Genomic DNA, 19,861 nt, shown 5'->3' with positions numbered 1-19,861 from the left:
TTACTGTCCTTCTGACCGCGAATTAGCGGCGAACCCCGCCCCGGGGTGGGAGCGGACCGCCTAGGATCACGCGTCCGGCGCCAAGGGGTCAAGACCGGCGCCCGCCGCCTCAAAAAGAAGGCCGGCACCCTCGCGGGTACCGGCCTCCGGGTCACGCAGCGAATCCTTCGCTTAGAACGTGTAGCGCACGGTCAGCATGGCGGACCAACGCGAGACCGGGTTGACCTTGGTCGCGCTGTTGTCGGTCGGGGCGTCGTAGATGCCCTTCAGGCCCGGCTGGTAATTACCGTTGGCGTCGGTCGGCAGGTTGTAGATGTACTTGCCCGTGGTCGGGTCCACGCCACCGAAGTTGGCGAGGTTACGGGTGTACGGGAAGCCGATGTACGACTGCTGGCCCCAATCCTTGTTCACCAGGTTCAGGAAGTTGTAGATGTCGAGACGGATCTCGCCCTTGTTGCCCTTGAAGATGCCGGGCACTTCCTGGCTCAGGCTCAGATCGATCTGGTTGACCCAGGCCGACGTCGCACCGTTGCGCTTGGCAACCTTGCCCTGCTCCTTGCGCAGGTAGTTATCGTTCTGGATGAAGTCGTAGAACTGGTTGACCAGCTGCTGCGAAGCCGCCGCCGTGCCGCCGGAGTTGCGGAAGATCGTGCCGTCGCCGCGGGTCGGGATGTACGCCAGGTCCTTCGAATAGCTGTCGCCGTTCGAATCGTTGCCGAAGATCCAGCTATACGGCACGCCCGTGTGGCCGTCGTAGAACATGCTGACGGTGGTGGCGTAGTCGCCGAAGAAGTTGTGCTGCCACGTGATCGACGCGTTGAGGCGCTTCGAGATGTTGGTGTTCGCCGTGGAAGCAACGTCCTCGTTCGGGTTGTACCAGGCGCTGTTCGAGTAGTTCGACGTGGCCTGGCTGGACGTGCCCGGGTTGACCTCGGTCGAGTGGCCGCCGGTCGCCGCGACGCTCCAGGACCAGCCATCGGCCATCGGCTTCGAGAACGAAAGCGTGACGGTGTCCGCGCCACCCTTCTTCGTGTTGGTCAGGTAGGTGACACCCTGGGCGAAGCGATTGTCACGGCGGGCGCGAGCGAACGAACCACCCGTGTTGGAACCGGTGAGGTTCTGGCCGCAGTTGACGCCAGTCGGGCCGCCAACAGGCGTCGCCCCACCGATACAGCCGTTATAGGTGAAGCGACCATCCGGCATCACGCCCGTCGGAGCGCCCAGGTTGAGGTTCTGGTAGAGGATGCCGTCCTGAACATCGAGATGCTGCCATTCGATGCTGGCGATGATGCCCTGCCACGGCAGCTCGCGATCGAAGGCCAGCGACGACTTCCAGACACTCGGCAGGTTGAAGTTCTTGTCGACGGTATCGACAGCCTGCTGCGGAATGGTTCCGTTGCCGGTGGTCGGCTGATTGAACGGATTCGGGCTGAACTGCGGGCACGGCACGCTCTGACGACCCAGGAGGCACGTGACGCCGTCGGCCTGTCGATCGTACGAGTACGTGGCGATGTTGATGCCGTTGTTCTGGTACGGGTTCGTCATCCAAACGGTCGGCGGATCGGACTGGAACAGGCCAACGCCGCCGCGCAGCTGGGTCTTGTATTCGCTGTCGAAGGTGTAGTTGAACGACAGGCGTGGCTCAACCAGTTGCGTACCGTTGATGGTGTTCGCGTTACTGAAGCCGTACGCCGACTGGAACGTCGGGTTGTAAAGCGGCTTGTCGTCCGTCAGGTACTTGTTGACGCGGAAGCCGTATTGCACGGACAGGTTGTCCGTTGCCTGCCAGGTATCCTGCAGGAAGAACGTGTGACGGCGCAGTTCCCACTGGGCGGCGATATCGTTGAGCGAGTAGCCCTGCGCAGGCCGGTACAACGAGTAATTGCTGTACAGACCGCTGCCGAAGTTGGCGACACCGTTGTTGCCGAACGTGTACGCACCGAACTCGGTACGGCCGAACAGGTTGTAGATGCGGTTACGCTCCCACTCGAAGCCACCCTTGATGGTGTGGTCGCCGAGATACAGCGTACCTGCCCACATCGCGTTGAGGCTCTTCACCGACGCGGAGTTGTAGTGGCTGAACTGGTCTTCGCCGAGGTTGATCGTCGGACCGGTGGGGCTGGTCGTGAAACCCGTGTTGTTCAGGCGCACGGTGATCTGCGGCTGCTGGTTATCCACTGAACGGTTGAGCTGGTAGTCGCTGTAGCCGACCTTGGTCTCCGACGAGAACACGTCGTTCCAGTCGTCGAACGACTGCAACGTATAGTTCTTGATATCGGTGTTGACCGTGTACCAGTAGCTCGACAGGCCGATCGACGAGGTGCCGTTGCCCTGCGGGTTAGGCTTGGTTTCCTTGGTACGCGAGTACGCAAGGTTCATGCGGTGACCGTCGGTGATGTTCCAGTCGATCTTCGCGATGTAGCGCTTGTCTTCCAGCGTACCGGCGTTGGCACCGGTCGAACCCGGAACGAGACCGAGGCCGTTGGCGGCATTGATGATGCTCTGCAGGTCGCCCGGCGACACCTTGTTGATCGTCGAGTTGGTCAGCGTCGGATCGAGGCCGTTGACGGCGCCCGAGCTCAGCCCGGTGACTTCTTCCTTCTCATAGCCGGCGAAGAAGAACAGCTTGTCCTTGATGATCGGGCCGCCGACGGTGGCACCGGCCGTCCAGTTACGGTCGAACTCGGTGTAGTCGCGGTTGTCGTCGAGCCAGCCGGCCTTGCCGACCATGCTGCTGGCGTTCTTGAAGCCGTAGTAGACCGAACCGTGGAAGTCGTTGGTACCCGACTTCGTCACCGCGTTGATTTCGGCACCGACGGTATCGGAAGCGACGTCGTAGTTGGCGGTCGAGATGTTGAACGAGTCGATCGTGTCGAGCGACACCGGGGAGCCGACGGTCGGCATGCCGGTGGAGTTCAGGCCGAACGGGTCGCCCACGCCAAGGCCGTCGACCTTGATGTTGTTGAGACGGGTGTTCTGGCCGTTGGCCGAGATGGCGCCGGTGCCGTGGTCGACGTTGACGCGCGGGTCGCGGCGGGCGATGTCGGCGATGTTGCGGCTCGGCGACGGAGCGGCCTTCAGCTCGCGCTGCGAGATGTTGGTGCCCAGGCCCTTGTTCTCGGAGGTGAACTGGCCGGACACGGCCGACACGGTGACCGCGCCCAGCGCGGTGGCATCGGCGGCGCTGGCTGCGCCCACGGTCAGGTTCACCGCGGTGTCGCTACCCAGCTGCAGGTAGACGTTGTCCTGGCGAACCGACGGGCTGCCTTCCTTCGTCGCGGTCACGTCGAACGGACCGCCGACGCGCAGGCCCTGCGCCGAGTAACGGCCGCTCGCGTCAGTGGTGGTGGTCTTCGTGGTGCCCGAGGGCTCGTGGACGATCACGACGGTGGCGTTGGCCACCGGCTGGCCGGCGGCGTCCAGCACGCGGCCGCTGATCGTCGAGGACGTTTCCTGCGCGAACGCAGGCACCGCGAAGAGCGATGCGATCGCCAGCGGCAGGAGTTTGGCGCGGATTCGGCTATTCATCTAATGGTCGACCCTGTGGCTTGCAACGAAAAAAGTTTTGGCCAAACGAATGGCTACCTGGCGGTGGGCCGGGTGCTGCGTTCGTTTGAGCTTTCCCCAATCTTTGGCTGTGTCGTCTCGTGTGATCCCGGTCACATCCATGAGCCCGGTGGCGACAGTTGTTAAGCCAACTTTAACGGCATTGTATGACAGATTTGTAACGTTTTCACGCCAGATTGATAAATACCACTTTTTCCTACGCGGGGCGGTTTTGCTTCCAACTCACTGTTGTTGATGATTATTTATCTTTGCCTAGCGGGGCTTGTAGCGGACGAAGAGAAGCCACCGGGCGTGTCATGTGGGTGCGGAAGTTGTGGGAGCCGACCCTGTCGGCGATGGGTGCTCGCCTTGATCCGGCCCGCTGCCGCGGGATCGCCGACACGGTCGGCTCCCACCCAAGCGGAGGCAAGCACTCATCGCCGACGGGGTCGGCTCCTACCGGCTCTTGGGGTCAGTCTTTTCCGAGGTAGCGCGAGCGCTTCGCCGGCTTGAGCGACGCGAGGTCGAGCATCACGAGGCCGTCGACGCAACCGGCGAAATCCGGGTCCTCGCCGAAGGCGAGGAACTGAACGCCCTGCGGGTCGACCAGGTCGACGTACTGGCGGTAGAGCACCGGCAGGGTGACGCCGAGGGCATCGAGGCGATGCTTCAACTTGCCGAGGCCTTCGGCGGGATCGAGACCCTCGAGTTCACGGCGTACCGACTCGATGGTGGCTTCCGGAATCACGAACGGCTGCCGCGCGGCGGCCAGGCCCTGCACGCCGAAGAAATGCTGATGCGCGGCCGCGATCCACTCGCGCGCTTCCCGCGGCATGCTGACCGACATGCTCACGGGCCCGAACAGGTAACGCAGTTCGCGATGCCGTTGCAGGTAAAGACCGATGCCCTGCCAGAGCTGGTCGAGCGCACGCGAGCGCCAGTAGGCAGGGGCGATGAAACTGCGCCCGAGTTCCAGACCCTGGGCGAGGCGCGACTCCAGTGCCGGCGAATAATCGAACAGGCTGGACGTGTACAGCGCACTCATGCCGTGCTTGGCGATGAGACGGCCACCATGACCGAACCGGTACGCGCCCACGACGCGCAAGGCCTTGGCGTCCCACAATACGAGGTGCTCGTAGAGCGGGTCGTAGGCGTCGAGGTCACGGCGCTTGCCGGTACCCTCGCCCACGCGGCGGAAGGTCAACTCACGCAGGCGTCCGATCTCGCGCATGGCGTAGCTGTCGCTGCTCCCCTGCAACAGCAGGATGCGCTTGCCATCCGGCAGTTCCGCGAGCAACTCGGCCTTCTCCAGTTCGGCGACCACGCGCTCGACGGGTTCGGGGTGCGCCAGCGGGGTTTGCCCGCCGAAGACGAGGCCGCGCTGGCGTGCGACACGATACACGTGCCGGCGCATCAGCTTGGCTGCACGCTCCGATGAACCGCCACTGGCCTGCTTTAATTCCTCGGGGTCGACGAGTTTGCCGATGCGAAAACCCACCCGCTGCTTGCCCGAAGTGGCCTCGCGCGGAAGCATGGCGGTGCTGAGCGGCTTGGCCAGCATCGACAGTCCGTAGAACGCGACGGAATTGCGCGCGGCGATATGCACGGGAAGCACCGGCACGCCGGCGCGCATGGCGATGCGCGCGAAGCCATCCGACCACTTGCCATCACGCACGCCGCCGGGGCGCATGCGGGAGACCTCGCCGGCCGGGAACATGATGAGTACCTCGCCCGCCTCGATCGCGCGGAAGACGTTGCGCATCTTCGAGGTGGCGCCCTTGCCGAAGACGTCCACCTTCAGCAGCAACGAACCCAGCTGCGGCACCGCCGACAGCACGTCGTTGCCGAGGATGCGAACGTCGCGGCGAACCGAACCGATCAGCTGGATGAGGGCGATCGCGTCGACCATGCCCAGCGGATGGTTGGCCACGACGATCAAGGGGCCTTCGACGGGGATGTTCTCGCGTTCGCGTTCGGTGACACGACAGCTGACGCCGAGGTAATCCAGCGTCTTCTCACAGAATTCGAAGCCTTGCGCGGGGCCGGCAAACGCCAGCGTGCGATTGAAGCGGTCCTCGTGCGCCAGCGTCTCCAGCATGCCGACCAGCGGCTTGCGCAGACGGGGGTGCTGGGCCAGCCATGGCATGCGTTCCAGCAGGGTCTGATCGATGCTCAGCATGACTTGGGCTCCCTTGACGTCGAACGATGGCTACCTTGCCGGGCCGGTGCGGAGTCGTGATTTCTCATAGTGCCTTCGAACATCCTCTGTGCCCCTGAGAGGGCTTTCGACCCATGCCCGGTGCCAGGAGCGTTCCTGGCCCCGGCCATGCTCGCGGGCAATTATGACAGTAACCCTACCGCCACGTATGTTCTTGCGGCAATCACCCTTACGTGTCAGACCGCCAGGTGCAGGTAGGCCGAGATGCCGGCGAGGAACATCTGAACCGACAAGGCGATCAGCAGCATGCCCATCAGGCGCTCCAGCGCGGTGAGGACGCTCTCGCCCAGCCAGCGGAACAGGAAGGTGGAGCTGAGCAGGATGACCGCGGTGGCCAGCCAGGCCAGGAACAGGGCGATGCCCCACTCCGCCGTGCGGCCGGGCTGCGAGTTGGTCAGCAGCAGCAGGGCGGCCATGGCCGAGGGGCCTGCCACGCCGGGAATGGCCATCGGCACGATGAAGGGCTCGCCCTCCCCCGTCTTGCCGAACACGCCGCCTTCCACTGGCGGGAAAACCATGCGGATGCCGATGAGGAACAGCACGATGCCGCCGGCGATGCTCACCGATTCCTGGCGCAGCTGGAGCACCTTGAGGATGTACTGCCCGCCGAGCAGGAACGCGATCAGGACGGCCAGCGCGATCAGCAGTTCGCGCACCATCACCTTGCGCCGGCGCTGCGGCGGCACGTCCTTCAGCAGGGCGAGGAACAACGGGATATTGCCCAGCGGATCCATGATCAGGAACAGCAGGATGCCCGCGGACAACGTCGTCATCTGCGTTTCCATGGGGTAGAACTCCTGCGGTAAGTCAGTGGGTGGGGCGTAGATCGAGGATGGCACCGCGCGCATCCGCGCCGGCACCGGAAAGCAGGTAGACGATGGCATCGGCCGCGGCCGTCGGCAACGGCTTCTCCAGGGTGTTCTCGCCGTAATAGGCCGCGCGGCGCAGGGCCGTGCGCATCGGCGTCGGCAGCAGCGTGTGCACGCGCAGGGGGCCGCGCCCGTTCTCGGCGTGCAGCACCGCGGCCATGCGTTCCACGGCGGCCTTGGACACGCCGTAGCCGCCCCAGTGGGCGCGCGAGAGCAGGTCCGGATCATCCAGCACGAAGACCACGGCGCTGTCGTCGGAACGCGTGAGCAAGGGCATGCACGCCTGGGTCAGCGCGAAGGGCGCGGACACGTTCACCTGCATCGCGCGCAGCCAGTCGTCGGGCTTGTGCACGGCGATGGGCGTGAGTTCGTTGAAATGCGCGGCGGCATGCACGATACCGTCGAGGCGCCCGAACTCGCGCTCGATGCCTTCGGCCAGCGCGGCGTAATCCGCCGGCGTGGCGCTTTCCAGGTCGAGCGGATGAATGACCGGCTCGTTGCCGCCGAGCGCGACGAGTTCGTCGTAGCGTTTCTCCAGCGCGCGCACCTTGCGCCCCGTGATCACCACCGTGGCGCCCGCACGGACCACGGCTTTCGCCGTCTCTCCGCCCAGGCCACCGGTGGCGCCGGTGACGATCACGACGCGGCCCGCCAGCGCGCCCGGCGCCACGGACCAATCCTCGGGCAGCCGGACGGAAGGCAACGCGCTCACGTCGCGGCCCCGGCCACGTCGGCCGCCATGCGCTTCAATTCGCCCGCGGCGTGCAGGTCTTCGACGATGTCGCAGCCACCAATGAATTCGCCGAGCAGGAACAACTGCGGGAACGTCGGCCAGTTCGAGTAATGCGGCAGGCCGGCGCGGATGCGCGGGTCGGCCAGCACGTTCACCGAATGGAACGCCGCACCGGCGGCCTGCAAGGCCTTCACGGCGCGATCGGAGAAGCCACAGGTCGGATATTCCGGCGTGCCTTTCATGAAAAGCACGATCGGGTGGGCCGCCACGATGGCCTTGATCTCGTCTACGACGTCCATAGCTCGGTTTTCATCATTAGAATGCGACTAGTTGCATAGTGTAGCAGTGCCCGGCCTCGCGGCCCCTGCTTACGCCCTTCCCCCCAGCCACCGCTAAGGAGTCCCGCAATGGCGTTCGAACTTCCCCCGCTCCCGTACGAGAGGGATGCCCTGCAGCCTCATATCTCCGCCGAGACCCTCGATTACCACCACGGCAAGCATCACCAGACCTACGTCACGAACCTCAACAACCTGATCAAGGGAACGGAGTTCGAGGGCAAGAGCCTGGAAGACATCGTCAAGACCTCGTCCGGCGGCATCTTCAACAATGCGGCGCAGACCTGGAACCACACCTTCTACTGGAACTCGATGCGCGCCCCGGGCGGTGCCGAACCGCCGGCCAAGCTGGCCGACGCGCTGACCAAGGCTTTCGGCTCGCTCGACAAGTTCAAGGAAGAATTCGCCAAGCAGGCGGCCGCCAATTTCGGCTCGGGCTGGACCTGGCTGGTGCAGCGCCCGGACGGCTCGCTGGCGATCGTCAACACGTCGAACGCCGCCACCCCCATCACCGGCAGCGACAAGCCGCTGTTCACGGCCGACGTGTGGGAACACGCGTATTACATCGACTACCGCAACGCGCGCCCGAAGTACCTGGAAGCGTTCTGGAACATCGTCAACTGGGATTTCGCGGCGAAGAATCTCGCCTGATTTCCTCAGGGCGGTTTTAGAGCCCTGGCTATGAAATGAGAAAGGCCGGGTCGCGAGACCCGGCCTTTTCTTTAATTCTGTGGGAGCCGCTAATTCTGTGGGCGCCTCCAGGTCTGTGGGACCCGTTTCAGCGGCGATCCCGCGGCAGCGGGCCAGGTTAACGCAAGCACCCATCGCCGACAGGGTCGGCTCCCACCAGGGCAGCGGGCCCGCCGTAGCTGTGGGCGACTCGATGGACTGGTGGGAGCCGACCCTGTCGGCGATGCTCTTAGCCCAGTGCCTCGACCGCCTAGCCCAGCGCCTCGACCGCAGGCGCCACCTGCCCTTCCCGCTCCAGCGCGGCGCCCACCTCCACCAGCTTCGCCCGCAGGCTGCCCGCGTCGGTGGCGCAGATCGTGGCATGACCCACCTTGCGGCCGGGCCGTGCCTCCTTGCCGTAGTCGTGCCAGTGGCCATCGGCCACGGACAGCACGGGTGCCGGATCGGGCATGTCGCCGATCCAGTTGAGCATCGCGCTCGCCCCGCGCACGCCGGTGTCCCCGAGCGGCAGGCCGAGCACCGCGCGGATGTGGTTCTCGAACTGGCTGGTGTGCGCGCCCTCGATGGTCCAGTGCCCCGAGTTGTGCACTCGCGGCGCCATCTCGTTGCCGAGCAATTCACTGCCGCGGACGAACAACTCCAGCGCGAACACGCCGACGTAATCCAATCGCTCGGCGATGGCCCGCGCATGCGCGATGGCCTCCTTTTCGAGCATGTCGGAGGTGCCTGGCGCCGGCGCCAGGCTCAGCGAGAGCACGCCGTCGACATGCCAGTTGCGCGTGAGCGGCCAGGTGCGGAAGGCCCCGTCGCGACCGCGCACGGCCACGACCGACAACTCGCGGTCGAACGGCACGAAGGCCTCGAGGATCAGGCCATGCCTGGATGCGGCGTCGCCGAGGGCGGCCCAGGCCGCGTCCACATCGGCCGGCGTCTTCAGCCGGAACTGGCCCTTGCCGTCGTAGCCGAGGCGGCGCGTCTTGAGGATCGCCGGCAAGCCGATGCGCCCGACCGCGGCGACCAGGTCGTCATGGGTGTCGACCACGGCGAATTCCGGCGTATTCAGGCCGGACTCGCGGAATAAGGTTTTCTCGGACAGCCTGTCCTGGGCCACGGCGAGCGCGCGCGGATTCGGGAACACGTCGACCTGGCCGGCGAGCCGTTCGGCCGTGGCCGCCGGCACGTTCTCGAAGTCGAAGGTGACCACGTCGACCTGCCTGGCGAATTCCGCCAGGGCGGCCTCGTCGTCCCAGTCGGCGACCACCAGGCGGGAGACCTGGCCGGCGCAGGCATCGGCCGCGCCGTCGACAGCGAGCGTTCGAATGCCGAGGGGGGCGGCCGCCAGGGCCAGCATGCGGGCGAGCTGCCCGCCACCGAGAATTCCGACGGTGGGGAGCGTGCGACTCATGTGCGCGGGTCCGGGTGGTCGAGCACCGAACGGGTCTGCCCGGCGCGGAAGGCGTCCAGCGCCTCGGCCACCGCCGCATCGTGCAGGGCCAGCACCGAAGCGGCGAGCAACGCGGCGTTGGTCGCGCCGGCGCGGCCGATGGCCAGGGTGCCGACCGGGATGCCAGCCGGCATCTGAGCGATCGAAAGGAGGGAATCCATGCCGTTGAGCGCCTTGGACTGCACCGGCACGCCGAACACCGGCAGGGCCGTCTTGGCGGCGATCATGCCCGGCAGATGGGCCGCCCCGCCGGCACCGGCGATGATGACCTGAATGCCCCGGGCACGAGCCGTTTCGGCGTAGTCGAACAGCAGGTCGGGCGTGCGGTGCGCGGAGACGACGCGGACCTCGTGGACGATGCCCAGGCGGGTCAGCGTGGTGGAGGCATGCTCCATGGTTTCCCAGTCCGAACGCGAACCCATCACCACGCCCACGCGCGGCGCGTTCGCTTCGTTACCCTCGTTGGAAGTCATGGCCCGAGCACCCAAAAGTCGCTATTGTAAAGGCATTCCCGTTTATCAGGTTGGCCCCCGGCGGCCACTTCCCATGGACAAGCGTCTACTCGACATCCTCTGCTGCCCCGTCAGCAAACGTCCGCTGCGCCCGCTCACGGCGACCGAGCGCGATCAGCTCAACGGAGCGATCCGCGCCGGGGCGGTCGACACCGTCGCCGGCGAGAAAGTCGCCGAGCCGATCACGGAAGGCCTCATCACCACCGACGGTCAGCTGGTCTACCGGGTGGAGGACGGCATCCCCGTCATGTTGCCGGAGGCCGGCATCGGCACGCTCCAGCTGTCGGGCTTCGCGCCTGAAACGGGCCGCGCATAAAATCCGTGACGCGAGTCACGCTATAAAGCATTGGTTCCCGCACAATGACGCCTCGGGCGGGGGCCAGAAACATTCCAGGATGCGCGATGAACAACGCGAGCGAGCCGTCTAACGTCGTCGATCTCAGTCAGCGCCTGGATCCGCGCAGCGAGAGCGTGGGCGCGTTGCTGGTGACGGTGCGTGGGCTGGCCACGAAGCGCCTGCACGCGCTGGCGTCGAACATGTTCGAGAACATCGACGACGCCCTGTTCGACCTCGCCGAGAAGGCCGAGAACAACGCGGCCCAGACCCAGTTCTTCGACGGCATGCGCGAGGTTCGCAAGAAGCGCGCGATCGTCGAGCGTACCTTCCTGGGCCAGGTCGCGCGCGACCTGGCCGATTTCTCCGCCGGCCGCACGCGCGCTCCGGACGCCGATGGCTCGGGCCGTCCGCTCGCCAACATCGAACTCAGCCTCGTCGGCGAGAACGAACTGGAAGAATCCCTCGCCATCACCAGCATGATCGGCAAGAACGAGCAGCGCCTGGCGCGCGCCCTGTTCGCCGTGAACCAGCGGCTGTCCGTGATCTGCGGCGGCAACAAGATGGACGACGCGTCGAACCCGGTCGGCCCGGCCTCGCTGGCCGGCGCGTTCCGCCAGGCGATGCGCGAGCTGATCGTCGAGGTCCGGGTCAAGCTGATCATCTACAAGCTGTTCGACCGTTACGTGCTGGCCGGCATCGACGAACTCTACGACGACATCAACAACGAGCTGGCCAATGCCGGCGTGCTGCCGCAGTTGCGCCACGAGATCGCCACCCGGCGCAGCGATGCCCCCGCGCCGATCGGCCCGGTATCCGCGGCCGCCGCCCCGCCGGCCGCCACCACGCCGGTGACCGACGCGGCCGCCGCGGAGTTCATGCAGTCGCTGCACGCGCTGTTCTCCGCGCGCCGCGACAGCATTCCGGCAACGGGTGGGCCGATGGGCGGCGCGCCGATGCCGGCCGGTCCCTTGCCGAGCCCGGCGGAACTGCTCGGCGCGCTGACCTTGCTGCAAAGCCAGATCGCCACGCTGCCGAACACCGCCGCCCCGCTCGCCACCCAGGCCGACGTCAGCCGCGATGTGGCCCAGCTGAAGGAACAGCTTCTCGCCCAGATCGGGCAACTGCGTGGCCAGCAAACCGCGCATGTGTCGGGGATCGACGAAGACACGATCGACCTGGTCGGCATGTTGTTCGAGTTCATCCTCGAGGACGACAACCTGCCGACGGAGATGCAGGTGTTGCTCGCGCGCCTGCAGATTCCCTACCTCAAGGTGGCGCTGCTCGACCGCCGCATGTTCGCGCACAAGTCGCATCCGGCGCGCCAGTTGCTCGACGCGCTGGCCGACGCGGCCAAGGGATGGTCGGCCGAAGCGGACCGCGATGGACGCCTGTTCGACAAGATGAAGTCGATCGTCGACCGCCTGCTGCACGATTTCGACGACGACACCGCGATCTTCACCCGTCTCGCCAGCGACCTGCAGGATTTCCTGGACGTCAGCCGCAAGCGCGCGGAACTCGCCGAGCAACGCGTCGCCGAGTCGACACGCGGCCGCGAAAAAACTAGAGCAGGCCCGCCGGCGCGCCGCGCAGGAGATCGTCGGACGCATCGGCGGCGCGTCGCTGCCGCCGCTCATCTATGGCGTGCTGACCCGTGCATGGGCCAACTACATCGTGCTCACCCTGCTGCGCCAGGGCGAGGAATCCCACGAGTTCCGCGATTCACTGCGCTTCATCGACGACTTCATCGCCAGTGCGCGTCCGGTGCACGACATCCATGGCCGGCGCGACCTGCGCGTCATGTTGCCGGGCATCGAGCGCTCGCTGCGCCGTGGCCTGGCCGCTGTGGCCTTCCAGGAAAACGACACCGAACAGTTGCTCGGCCAGCTGCACGCCTTCTATCGCCAGCAGCTCGGCGAAGCGGCGCCGGACACCGCGTCGGGAACCATCGTCGCCAGCGTGATGCCGCTGCCCGAGGCGATCCAGGCCATCGAGGAACCGGTGATCGAACCGGAACCGGACGATGAGGTCGAGTCGCTGATGGACGAGGCCTTCGACGAGCGAAACCTCGCCCAGGCACGCGAGCTGAAGGTGGGCCAGTGGCTCGAGTTCACCGCGGCCGACGGCACCACCGACCGCGCCAAGCTGTCGTGGGTCAGCCCCATCAGTGGCCGCTACCTGTTCGTCAACCGCCGTGGCCTCAAGGTCGCCGACCACAGCCTCGCCGGGCTCGCGCAGGCCTTCGCCAGTGGCACGGCGCGCGTGCTCGATTCCACGCTGTTGTTCGACCGCGCGATGGACGCCATCGTGGAAAAGCTGCGTCAACCCGAATAAGGTAGCGTCCTCTTCCACGGAGGCCGCCACCCGATGAGCCCTGCCGATCCGCGCCACCTGGCCGACGCCTTGCCAACGCCGGGCGAGATCCTCGCCGATGTCGAACGCGCCTTCGCCGAGGACGTAGGTCCGGGCGATGCCACGGCCGACCTGCTCGATGCGGAAGCGACCGCCACGGCCGTGCTGACCTGCCGCGAGGATGCCGTCCTCTGCGGCGCACCCTGGTTCGAGGCCTGCTTCCGCAAGCTCGATCCGGACGTGAAGGTGGAATGGCTGGCACACGATGGCGACCGCGTAGCGGCGGGCTCGGCGATCTGCCGGTTGGCCGGCAATGCCCGGGCCCTGGTCACGGCCGAACGCTCGGCGCTCAACTTCCTGCAACTGCTGTCTTCGACGGCCACCGTCACCGCGCGCTACGTGGATGCGCTGGCGGGCACCCGCACGCGCATCCTCGACACGCGAAAGACCATCCCCGGCCTGCGGCGCGCACAGAAGTACGCCGTGCGCTGCGGCGGTGGCACGAATCACCGTATCGGCCTGTTCGACGCGATGATGCTCAAGGAAAACCACATCATCGCCGCGGGGGGCATCCGGCCCGCCGTGCGTGCCGCGCGCATGATCCATCCGGCCCTTCCGCTGATCGTGGAAGTGGAAACGATGGACGAATTGGCCGAGGCGATCGACGCAAGCGCCGACCGCGCCATGCTGGACAATTTCACGCCGGACATGCTCAAGGAAGCGGTGGACTACACGGCGGGGCGCATCCCGCTGGAGGTTTCGGGCAACGTCGAACTCGATACGGTTCGCGCGATAGCGGAAACCGGCGTGGATTTCATCTCGAGCGGCGCGCTCACGAAACACGTCCGCGCGATCGACCTTTCCCTGCGGCTGGACGTGAAGCACTGAGACCCGGCGAGGGGCTTGTGGTCCGTGCGAACGGGCCACACACTGACCCCATGTCTTCGTTCACCGACCTCTTCTGGCTATTCGCCCTCGCCGCCGGCATCGCAAGCTGGTACCGGTTGACCCGCGCCCGTGAGGTCGCCGTGCGGGCGGCGACGGCGCTGTGCAAGCGTCACGGCCTGCAATTGCTCGACCAGAGCGTGGGCCTGCGCTCGATCCGGCTGCAGGGGGTCGACGGGGTGCGCCGGCTGGAACGCTGCTACGCCTTCGAAGTGAGCGAGGATGGCCAGTCGCGGCAAGCGGCTCGCCTGTGGATGGCGGGCAACGAAGTGGCCAGCTTTTCGCTGCCGCAGTCGGGATCGCCGGAGCTGGAGACCGTGGTGGCGACGGATTCGGTGGTGCACACCGGCAACGTCATCTCGCTGGCCGATCGCCGGCGGCTCCACTGAACCGCGAACGCCTTACCTGACCACCCGCGTTACTTGACCACGCGAAGGTGCGGTGCGCCGCGCTTCGGGCGGTCGTCGTCGCCACCGGCCTGTGGCGGGGCTTCGTTGACCTCGTCCGCCGCATCGGCGGCGTTCGCCGGGAGCGCTTCGTTCTCATCGGCAGGGAACATCATGCCCTGGCCATTCTCCTGCGCGTAAAGCGCCAGCACGGCATGCATCGGAATCACGATGGACTGGCTCACGCCGGAGAACCGCGCCTGGAAGGTGATGCGCTCGTTACCCAGGTCGAGGTTCGCCACCGCGCGCATCGCGAGGTTGAGCACCACCTGCCCGTTCTTCACGACATGGGCCGGCACCTGCACGCCGGGCTGGCCGGCGTCGACCAGGACATAGGGCGTGAAGCCGTTGTCGCTGATCCAATCGTAGATGGCGCGCAGCAGGTAGGGCCGATTGGAAGTCATGCCCGCGTTTTCGTTCGTATCCATGGAAAGCATCCTCGTCGTACCCGCCGGTCGGTCGGGAACCACCAGCCCGGCAGGGCAAGGTCAAGACGAGAGTTTAACGGGATACGGGCGCCTGAGGGCTAACCGGGGCTGAAGTTGAAGTCCGGTCGCATGTCACGCTCCTCCGGCGTGAGGCTGCGGGCGAAGCCCTGGCTGTGGAACAGACGCTCGCCGTAGTCGACGATCGGCTTGCCCTCCTTGCCCAGGTCCACGCCCAGGTGGGGCAGGCGCCAGACCACGGGGGCGACCAGGCAGTCGATCAGGCTCATTTCCGGGTTGAGGAAGAAGCGCGACGCCCGGAACAGCGGCACGGACAGTAACAGGTGTTCGCGCAGGCGCTTGCGCGCGCCATCGCCGACCTTGCCGCCTTCCGCGATCGCCTCGATTTCGGGCAGCCAGTCATTCTCGATCCGCCACGTGCCCAGGCGAAGCCGGGCGCGGGACAAGGGATCGATTGGCATCAACGGCGGGTGCGGATAGCGCTCGTCGAGGTATTCGACGACGACCGCGGGGTCGTAGAGGGTGAGGTCACGGTCGACCAGGGTCGGCAGCGTGCCATACGGATTGAGTTCGAGCAGGTCCGGCGTGGGCTGGTCGGGCTTCAGGATGATCCGGTCGTAGGCGACGCCCTTGGCGGCCAACACGAGGCGCGTACGGTGGCAATGGATGTCGTCGGCACTGGTATAGAGCGTCAGTGCCGAGCGCGAACGTGCGTTCTGGACCATGCTTTCGATCTCCCTCCCTGCTACCTGAACGAAAACGGGGCGACCGCGAAGCCGCCCCGTCGGGACATCAATCAGTGACTCTCGTGGACGTCCTTCCAGTACTCATGCTTCAAAAGGTACAGGAGGAACGTCAGGCCGGCCAGAAACAGGATCACCCACACGCCGATCGACTGACGCTCCAGGGCGGCGGGTTCGGCCGCGTATTCCAGGAAGGTGGTCAGGTCGCGGGTGGCGCCACGGAACTGCTCCGGCGTCATCCGGCCCGGCGTGGTGATTTCCAGCTTCTCCACCACCGCTTCCTCGCCCGGCTTGGCCTCGCCGTGCACGGCGGACTGCAAGCCCTGCAGCTCCCACAGGGGGTTGGGCATGGAAGCGTTGGGGAACACCGTGTTGTTCCAGCCGACCGGACGGCTCGGGTCGAGGTAGAACGAGTTGAGGTAGTTGAAGATGAAATCGACGCCCTTGGCGCGGGCTTCCAGCGAGAGATCCGGCGGATCCTTGCCGAACCAGGTCTTCGCGCTGTCGGCCGGCATGTGCGAGATCACCGGCTCGCCGAACTTCGCCCCCGTGAAGTTGAGGTTGGACATCACCTCTTCCTCGGACAGGCCCAGGTCGGACGCCAGGCGCGAATAACGCACGTACTTCAGCGAGTGGCAGCCGACGCAGTAGTTGAAGAACAGCTTGGCGCCTCGCTGCAGCGAGGCACGATCGCCCACGTTGGTGCCGGCTGACGCCAAGCCTTCTCCGCCTTCGGCGGCGAGGGCGGGAATCGTGGCGGCCGCGAGGCCCAGCGCCAGGGCGAGGGAGTAGATATAGCGCTTAATCATGCAGCGTCACCCGTTCCGGAACCGGCTTGGTTTTCTCGAACCCAAAGCGCGTGTAGACCCATACGAATACGAAGAATCCGAAGTAGCCCAGCACCATGAGCCTGCCGAAGGCGTTCTCCCAGGTGGTGACGTCCGCGCCCGGGAACCACTCGGGTATGACCTCGGCGGTGACGCCGGCGCCGACCAGGCCCAGGGCCAGGAAGGAGAACACCAGCACGCCGAGCGCGATGCGGAAGCCCAGGCCGCGATAGCGGACCGAGCGGACCTCGCCCTTGTCGATCCAGGGCAGCAGGGCCAGCAGCAGGATCGCGCCGAACATGCCGATCACGCCCCAGATCGCCGTACCGAAGAAGGACGGGATCATGCGCAGGATCGCGTAGAACGGCGTGAAGTACCACGACGGCTTGATGTGGCTCGGCGTGACGAGGTTGTTCGCCGGGGTAAAGTTGTCGTGCTCGAGGAACCAGCCACCGAAGGTCGGGGCGAAGAAGATGATGAACGCGGCGATGGTGAGGAAGAAGCCCACGCCGACCAGATCCTTCACCGTGTAGTACGGGTGGAACGGGATGGCGTCGGCCGGCTTTTCCGGGTTCCAGCGATTGCCCTTCGGACCATGCTTCACGTCCACGCCATCGGGGTTGTTCGAGCCCACCTCGTGCAGCGCGGCCAGGTGCAACACCACCAGGAGCAGCAGCACCAGCGGCAGCGCGATCACGTGCAACGCGAAGAAGCGGTTGAGCGTGGCGTCGGCGGGCAGGAAGTCGCCCATGATCCACTCCACCAGCGAATTGCCGATGTAGGGAATGGTGCCGAACAGCGAGATGATCACCTTGGCGCCCCAGAACGACATGTTGCCCCACGGCAGCACGTAGCCCATGAAGGCCTCGGCCATCAGCACCAGGAAGATCAGCATGCCGAGGATCCAGACCAGCTCGCGCGGACGCTTGAACGAGCCGTACATGATCCCGCGGAACATGTGCAGGAACACCACCACGAAGAACAGCGAGGCCCCGGTGGAGTGCATGTAGCGGATCAGCCAGCCCCACTCCACGTCACGCATGATGTACTCGACCGAGTTGAACGCTTCCAGCGCACTCGTCTTGTAGTTCATGGTGAGGAAGATGCCGGTCACGATCTGGTTGACCAGGACCAGGAGCGCCAGCGAGCCGAAGTAGTACCAGAGGTTGAAGTTCTTCGGCGCGAAGTACTCCGTCATGTGCTTCCGGTACGTCGGCGCCAGGTTGGGCGCGCGCTCGTTGACCCAGTCGCCGATACGGGTAAGGACGTTAGCCATCAGCCTGCCTCCTGCGGATCGACGCCGATCTGGATGTGCGTGTCGTCCACGAAGTGGTACGGCGGCACAGGCAGGTTCTTCGGCGCGGGCACGCCGCTGAAGACACGACCGGACAAGTCGTAGCGCGACTTGTGGCAGGGGCAGTAGAAGCCACCCTTCCAGTTCGCGTCGAACGGCTCCGGCTTGATGTCCGGCACGAAGTCGGGCACGCAACCCAGGTGGGTGCACAGGCCGATCACCACCAGCCACTCGGGCTTGATGGAGCGGTTTTCATTGGTCGCGTACTTCGGCTGCTGTGCGGCGTCGGACGACTGCGGGTCCAGCAAGCGGGGCTCGAGGCCCTTCAGCTGCGCCAGCTGGTCCTTGGTGCGATTGACGACGAAGACCGGAAGGCTGCGCCATGAAAAGGTGACTTTCTGGCCGGCCTCGATGGCACTGATATCGACCGTGACAGGCGCCCCCGCTGCCTTTGCCCTTGCGCTCGGTTCCCACGACTTGATGAAGGGCACGACCGCCGCGACCACTCCCGCCCCGCCGACAACTGCTGTCGTAACGGTTAGGAAGCGACGGCGCCCGTGATCGACGACTTCGTTCGCCATCAGGCTCTCCGGAACTTATGCCATTGAGAATGCGGACCCCAACGCCGGCTCTTTTCGGAAATCGGCTTCCGCAAATCGCGTCAGTGTAACGTCAGCACCAGCCACGTACAATAAACTGAACGCTACCCTGTCCCTTTCGGGGCTGGGGCCGCCACGGAACCGCCTGGACGCGGAAAACAAGGTTGCGCTTCGTGGGCAAGGCGATGCGACGACGACAGGACCCCTTCGCTCTTTCATGAAACACGCCGCCCGCACGCTCGCCTTCGTCGCCCGCTTCGTCGTGCTCGGCCTCGCCGTCGCCTTCGTCATCGGCTTGTTCTGGCCCGGCAGCGGCGCCTTTCTTCGTCAGCGTTTCTCCCCCGCCCCGGCCGGCGAACAGGCCTCGGTGTCCACCTCCCTCGCCAGCGGCGGGCCGGCTTCGTATGCCGACGCCGTGGCCAAGGCCGCCCCTTCGGTCGTAAATATCTACGCCAACAAGCTGGTCACCGAGCAGCCGCGCGAGCTGTATTCGGACCCCGTGCTCCAGCGCATCTTCAGTGTCCCGACCGGTCCGGCGCGTACGCGCCGGCAGCAGAACCTCGGTTCGGGCGTGATCGTCAGCGAGGATGGCTACGTCCTGACCAACAACCATGTCATCGCCAACGCCGACGACATCCAGCTGCTGCTCTACGATGGCCGCGTGGCCAAGGCGCGCGTGGTGGGCTCCGACGACGAGACCGACCTGGCGGTGCTCAAGGTCGACGCCGGCAACCTGCCGGCCATCCGCATGACCGATGCGGACAGCCGTCCGCGCGTGGGCGACGTGGTGCTGGCGATAGGCAATCCCTTCGGTATCGGGCAAACGGTGACGATGGGCATCGTCAGCGCCATCGGCCGCCAGCTCAACCTGTCGAGCCTGGAGAACTTCATCCAGACCGACGCGGCGATCAACTTCGGCAATTCCGGCGGCGCGCTGGTCAACGCCCATGGTGAACTGGTGGGCATCAATACGTCGCTGATCGGCCAGGCGGTGGGCGCGGAGGGCATCGGCTTCGCCATTCCCGTGCAGAGCGCGCGCGATGTGCTGGACCAGATCGTGCAGACCGGCCATGTGGTCCGCGGCTGGATCGGGGCGGATTATGGCGCCGTGCCCGTGTCGGCCGACAGCGGCCTGCCCTCGGCGGCGCGTGGCGTGGTGGTCAATGAGGTATCGCCGGGCGGCCCGGCCGCGCTCGCCGGCATCCAGCAGCGCGACGTGCTGCTGCGCCTGGGCGACGAGGACATCCTCGATCCGTCGGACCTGCGGCGGCACGAGGCTTCGCTGAAACCGGGCGTTCCGGTGCAGGTGTCGGGGTTGCGCTCCGGCGCACCGTTCACCGCGACGGTCACGCCCACGCAGCGGCCGCCGAGCGCGCCGATGCAGGCGTTGCGGCAGCCCTGATCGCCGGCTGTGTCGCCCGACTGTGGCCTGATCGCCGGCTGTGGGAGCCGCTTCAGCGGCGATAGCAGGCTGGCGGCAAGCTTGCCCGCTGCCGCGGGATCGCCGACAAGGTCGGCTCCCACCAAG

Annotated in this window: 18 protein-coding genes and 1 pseudogene; 7 read left to right on the top strand and 12 right to left on the bottom strand. The window is 65.9% G+C overall.

The window, feature by feature from the left end; all coding sequences use genetic code 11:
• Nucleotides 1-171 precede the first annotated feature (171 nt).
• The 5 genes from QFZ41_RS15450 to grxD form a co-directional block, all read right to left on the bottom strand.
• Complete coding sequence (locus tag QFZ41_RS15450; protein ID WP_429199563.1) at nt 172-3,528, bottom strand: TonB-dependent receptor; 3,357 nt, start codon at nt 3,526-3,528, stop codon at nt 172-174.
• A 490-nt stretch (nt 3,529-4,018) separates the two neighbouring features.
• Entirely contained in the window at nt 4,019-5,725 is a 1,707-nt protein-coding gene (locus QFZ41_RS15445; RefSeq protein WP_429199562.1) for a lysophospholipid acyltransferase family protein, read from the bottom strand.
• A gap of 215 nt (nt 5,726-5,940) precedes the next feature.
• Nucleotides 5,941-6,537, bottom strand: coding sequence for a YhgN family NAAT transporter (locus QFZ41_RS15440; protein WP_429200260.1), 597 nt, complete (start codon nt 6,535-6,537; stop codon nt 5,941-5,943).
• A 34-nt stretch (nt 6,538-6,571) separates the two neighbouring features.
• Complete coding sequence (locus tag QFZ41_RS15435) at nt 6,572-7,345, bottom strand: SDR family NAD(P)-dependent oxidoreductase (RefSeq protein ID WP_429199561.1); 774 nt, start codon at nt 7,343-7,345, stop codon at nt 6,572-6,574.
• Nucleotides 7,342-7,665, bottom strand: coding sequence for a Grx4 family monothiol glutaredoxin (gene grxD, locus QFZ41_RS15430; RefSeq protein ID WP_371023936.1), 324 nt, complete (start codon nt 7,663-7,665; stop codon nt 7,342-7,344). Before grxD ends, QFZ41_RS15435 begins: the two co-directional genes overlap by 4 nt.
• Before the next feature lie 108 nt (nt 7,666-7,773).
• On the opposite strand from grxD, the gene QFZ41_RS15425 reads away from it, so the two are divergent.
• Nucleotides 7,774-8,352, top strand: coding sequence for a superoxide dismutase (locus tag QFZ41_RS15425; protein WP_429199560.1), 579 nt, complete (start codon nt 7,774-7,776; stop codon nt 8,350-8,352).
• A 289-nt stretch (nt 8,353-8,641) separates the two neighbouring features.
• On the opposite strand, the gene QFZ41_RS15420 is transcribed toward QFZ41_RS15425, so the two are convergent.
• Nucleotides 8,642-9,796, bottom strand: coding sequence for a 5-(carboxyamino)imidazole ribonucleotide synthase (locus tag QFZ41_RS15420; RefSeq protein ID WP_429199559.1), 1,155 nt, complete (start codon nt 9,794-9,796; stop codon nt 8,642-8,644).
• Complete coding sequence (gene purE / locus QFZ41_RS15415; RefSeq protein ID WP_429199558.1) at nt 9,793-10,308, bottom strand: 5-(carboxyamino)imidazole ribonucleotide mutase; 516 nt, start codon at nt 10,306-10,308, stop codon at nt 9,793-9,795. Before purE ends, QFZ41_RS15420 begins: the two co-directional genes overlap by 4 nt.
• A 73-nt stretch (nt 10,309-10,381) precedes the next feature.
• On the opposite strand from purE, the gene QFZ41_RS15410 reads away from it, so the two are divergent.
• From QFZ41_RS15410 to QFZ41_RS15390, 5 genes and pseudogenes are all read left to right on the top strand, one after another.
• Nucleotides 10,382-10,663 carry a Trm112 family protein gene (locus QFZ41_RS15410; protein ID WP_429199557.1) on the top strand — a complete coding sequence of 94 codons (282 nt, stop codon included), beginning with the start codon at nt 10,382-10,384 and terminating at the stop codon, nt 10,661-10,663.
• Nucleotides 10,664-10,707: 44 nt separating this feature from the next.
• Nucleotides 10,708-12,189 (top strand): annotated as a pseudogene (locus QFZ41_RS15405) (DUF1631 family protein); the annotation flags it as partial.
• Complete coding sequence (locus QFZ41_RS15400; RefSeq protein ID WP_429200259.1) at nt 12,116-13,015, top strand: DUF1631 family protein; 900 nt, start codon at nt 12,116-12,118, stop codon at nt 13,013-13,015. The pseudogene QFZ41_RS15405 and the gene QFZ41_RS15400, both read left to right, overlap by 74 nt.
• A 33-nt stretch (nt 13,016-13,048) precedes the next feature.
• A complete protein-coding gene (nadC, locus tag QFZ41_RS15395; RefSeq protein WP_429199556.1) occupies nt 13,049-13,921 on the top strand; it encodes a carboxylating nicotinate-nucleotide diphosphorylase in 873 nt (290 codons plus the stop codon).
• A 50-nt stretch (nt 13,922-13,971) separates the two neighbouring features.
• Nucleotides 13,972-14,367 (top strand): DUF3301 domain-containing protein, encoded by a 396-nt coding sequence (locus QFZ41_RS15390; RefSeq protein ID WP_429199555.1) that lies wholly within the window; start codon nt 13,972-13,974, stop codon nt 14,365-14,367.
• 29 nt (nt 14,368-14,396) lie between these two features.
• On the opposite strand, the gene QFZ41_RS15385 is transcribed toward QFZ41_RS15390, so the two are convergent.
• The 5 genes from QFZ41_RS15385 to petA form a co-directional block, all read right to left on the bottom strand.
• A complete protein-coding gene (locus QFZ41_RS15385; RefSeq protein WP_429200257.1) occupies nt 14,397-14,828 on the bottom strand; it encodes a ClpXP protease specificity-enhancing factor in 432 nt (143 codons plus the stop codon).
• Nucleotides 14,829-14,950: 122 nt separating this feature from the next.
• Entirely contained in the window at nt 14,951-15,595 is a 645-nt protein-coding gene (locus QFZ41_RS15380; protein ID WP_429199554.1) for a glutathione S-transferase N-terminal domain-containing protein, read from the bottom strand.
• 71 nt (nt 15,596-15,666) lie between these two features.
• Nucleotides 15,667-16,422 (bottom strand): cytochrome c1, encoded by a 756-nt coding sequence (locus QFZ41_RS15375; RefSeq protein WP_429199553.1) that lies wholly within the window; start codon nt 16,420-16,422, stop codon nt 15,667-15,669.
• A complete protein-coding gene (locus tag QFZ41_RS15370) occupies nt 16,415-17,716 on the bottom strand; it encodes a cytochrome b (protein ID WP_429199552.1) in 1,302 nt (433 codons plus the stop codon). Before QFZ41_RS15370 ends, QFZ41_RS15375 begins: the two co-directional genes overlap by 8 nt.
• Nucleotides 17,716-18,315 (bottom strand): ubiquinol-cytochrome c reductase iron-sulfur subunit, encoded by a 600-nt coding sequence (gene petA, locus QFZ41_RS15365; RefSeq protein ID WP_426285239.1) that lies wholly within the window; start codon nt 18,313-18,315, stop codon nt 17,716-17,718. Before petA ends, QFZ41_RS15370 begins: the two co-directional genes overlap by 1 nt.
• A gap of 235 nt (nt 18,316-18,550) precedes the next feature.
• Between petA and QFZ41_RS15360 the strand changes: the two genes are divergently transcribed.
• A complete protein-coding gene (locus QFZ41_RS15360) occupies nt 18,551-19,735 on the top strand; it encodes a S1C family serine protease (RefSeq protein ID WP_429199551.1) in 1,185 nt (394 codons plus the stop codon).
• Nucleotides 19,736-19,861 lie beyond the last annotated feature (126 nt).

The organism is Luteibacter sp. W1I16 (assembly GCF_050434905.1).
Taxonomy (GTDB): Bacteria; Pseudomonadota; Gammaproteobacteria; order Xanthomonadales; family Rhodanobacteraceae; genus Luteibacter.
Note: the sequence above shows the minus strand (reverse complement) of the source record. Positions and strands in the feature narration are given on the sequence as shown.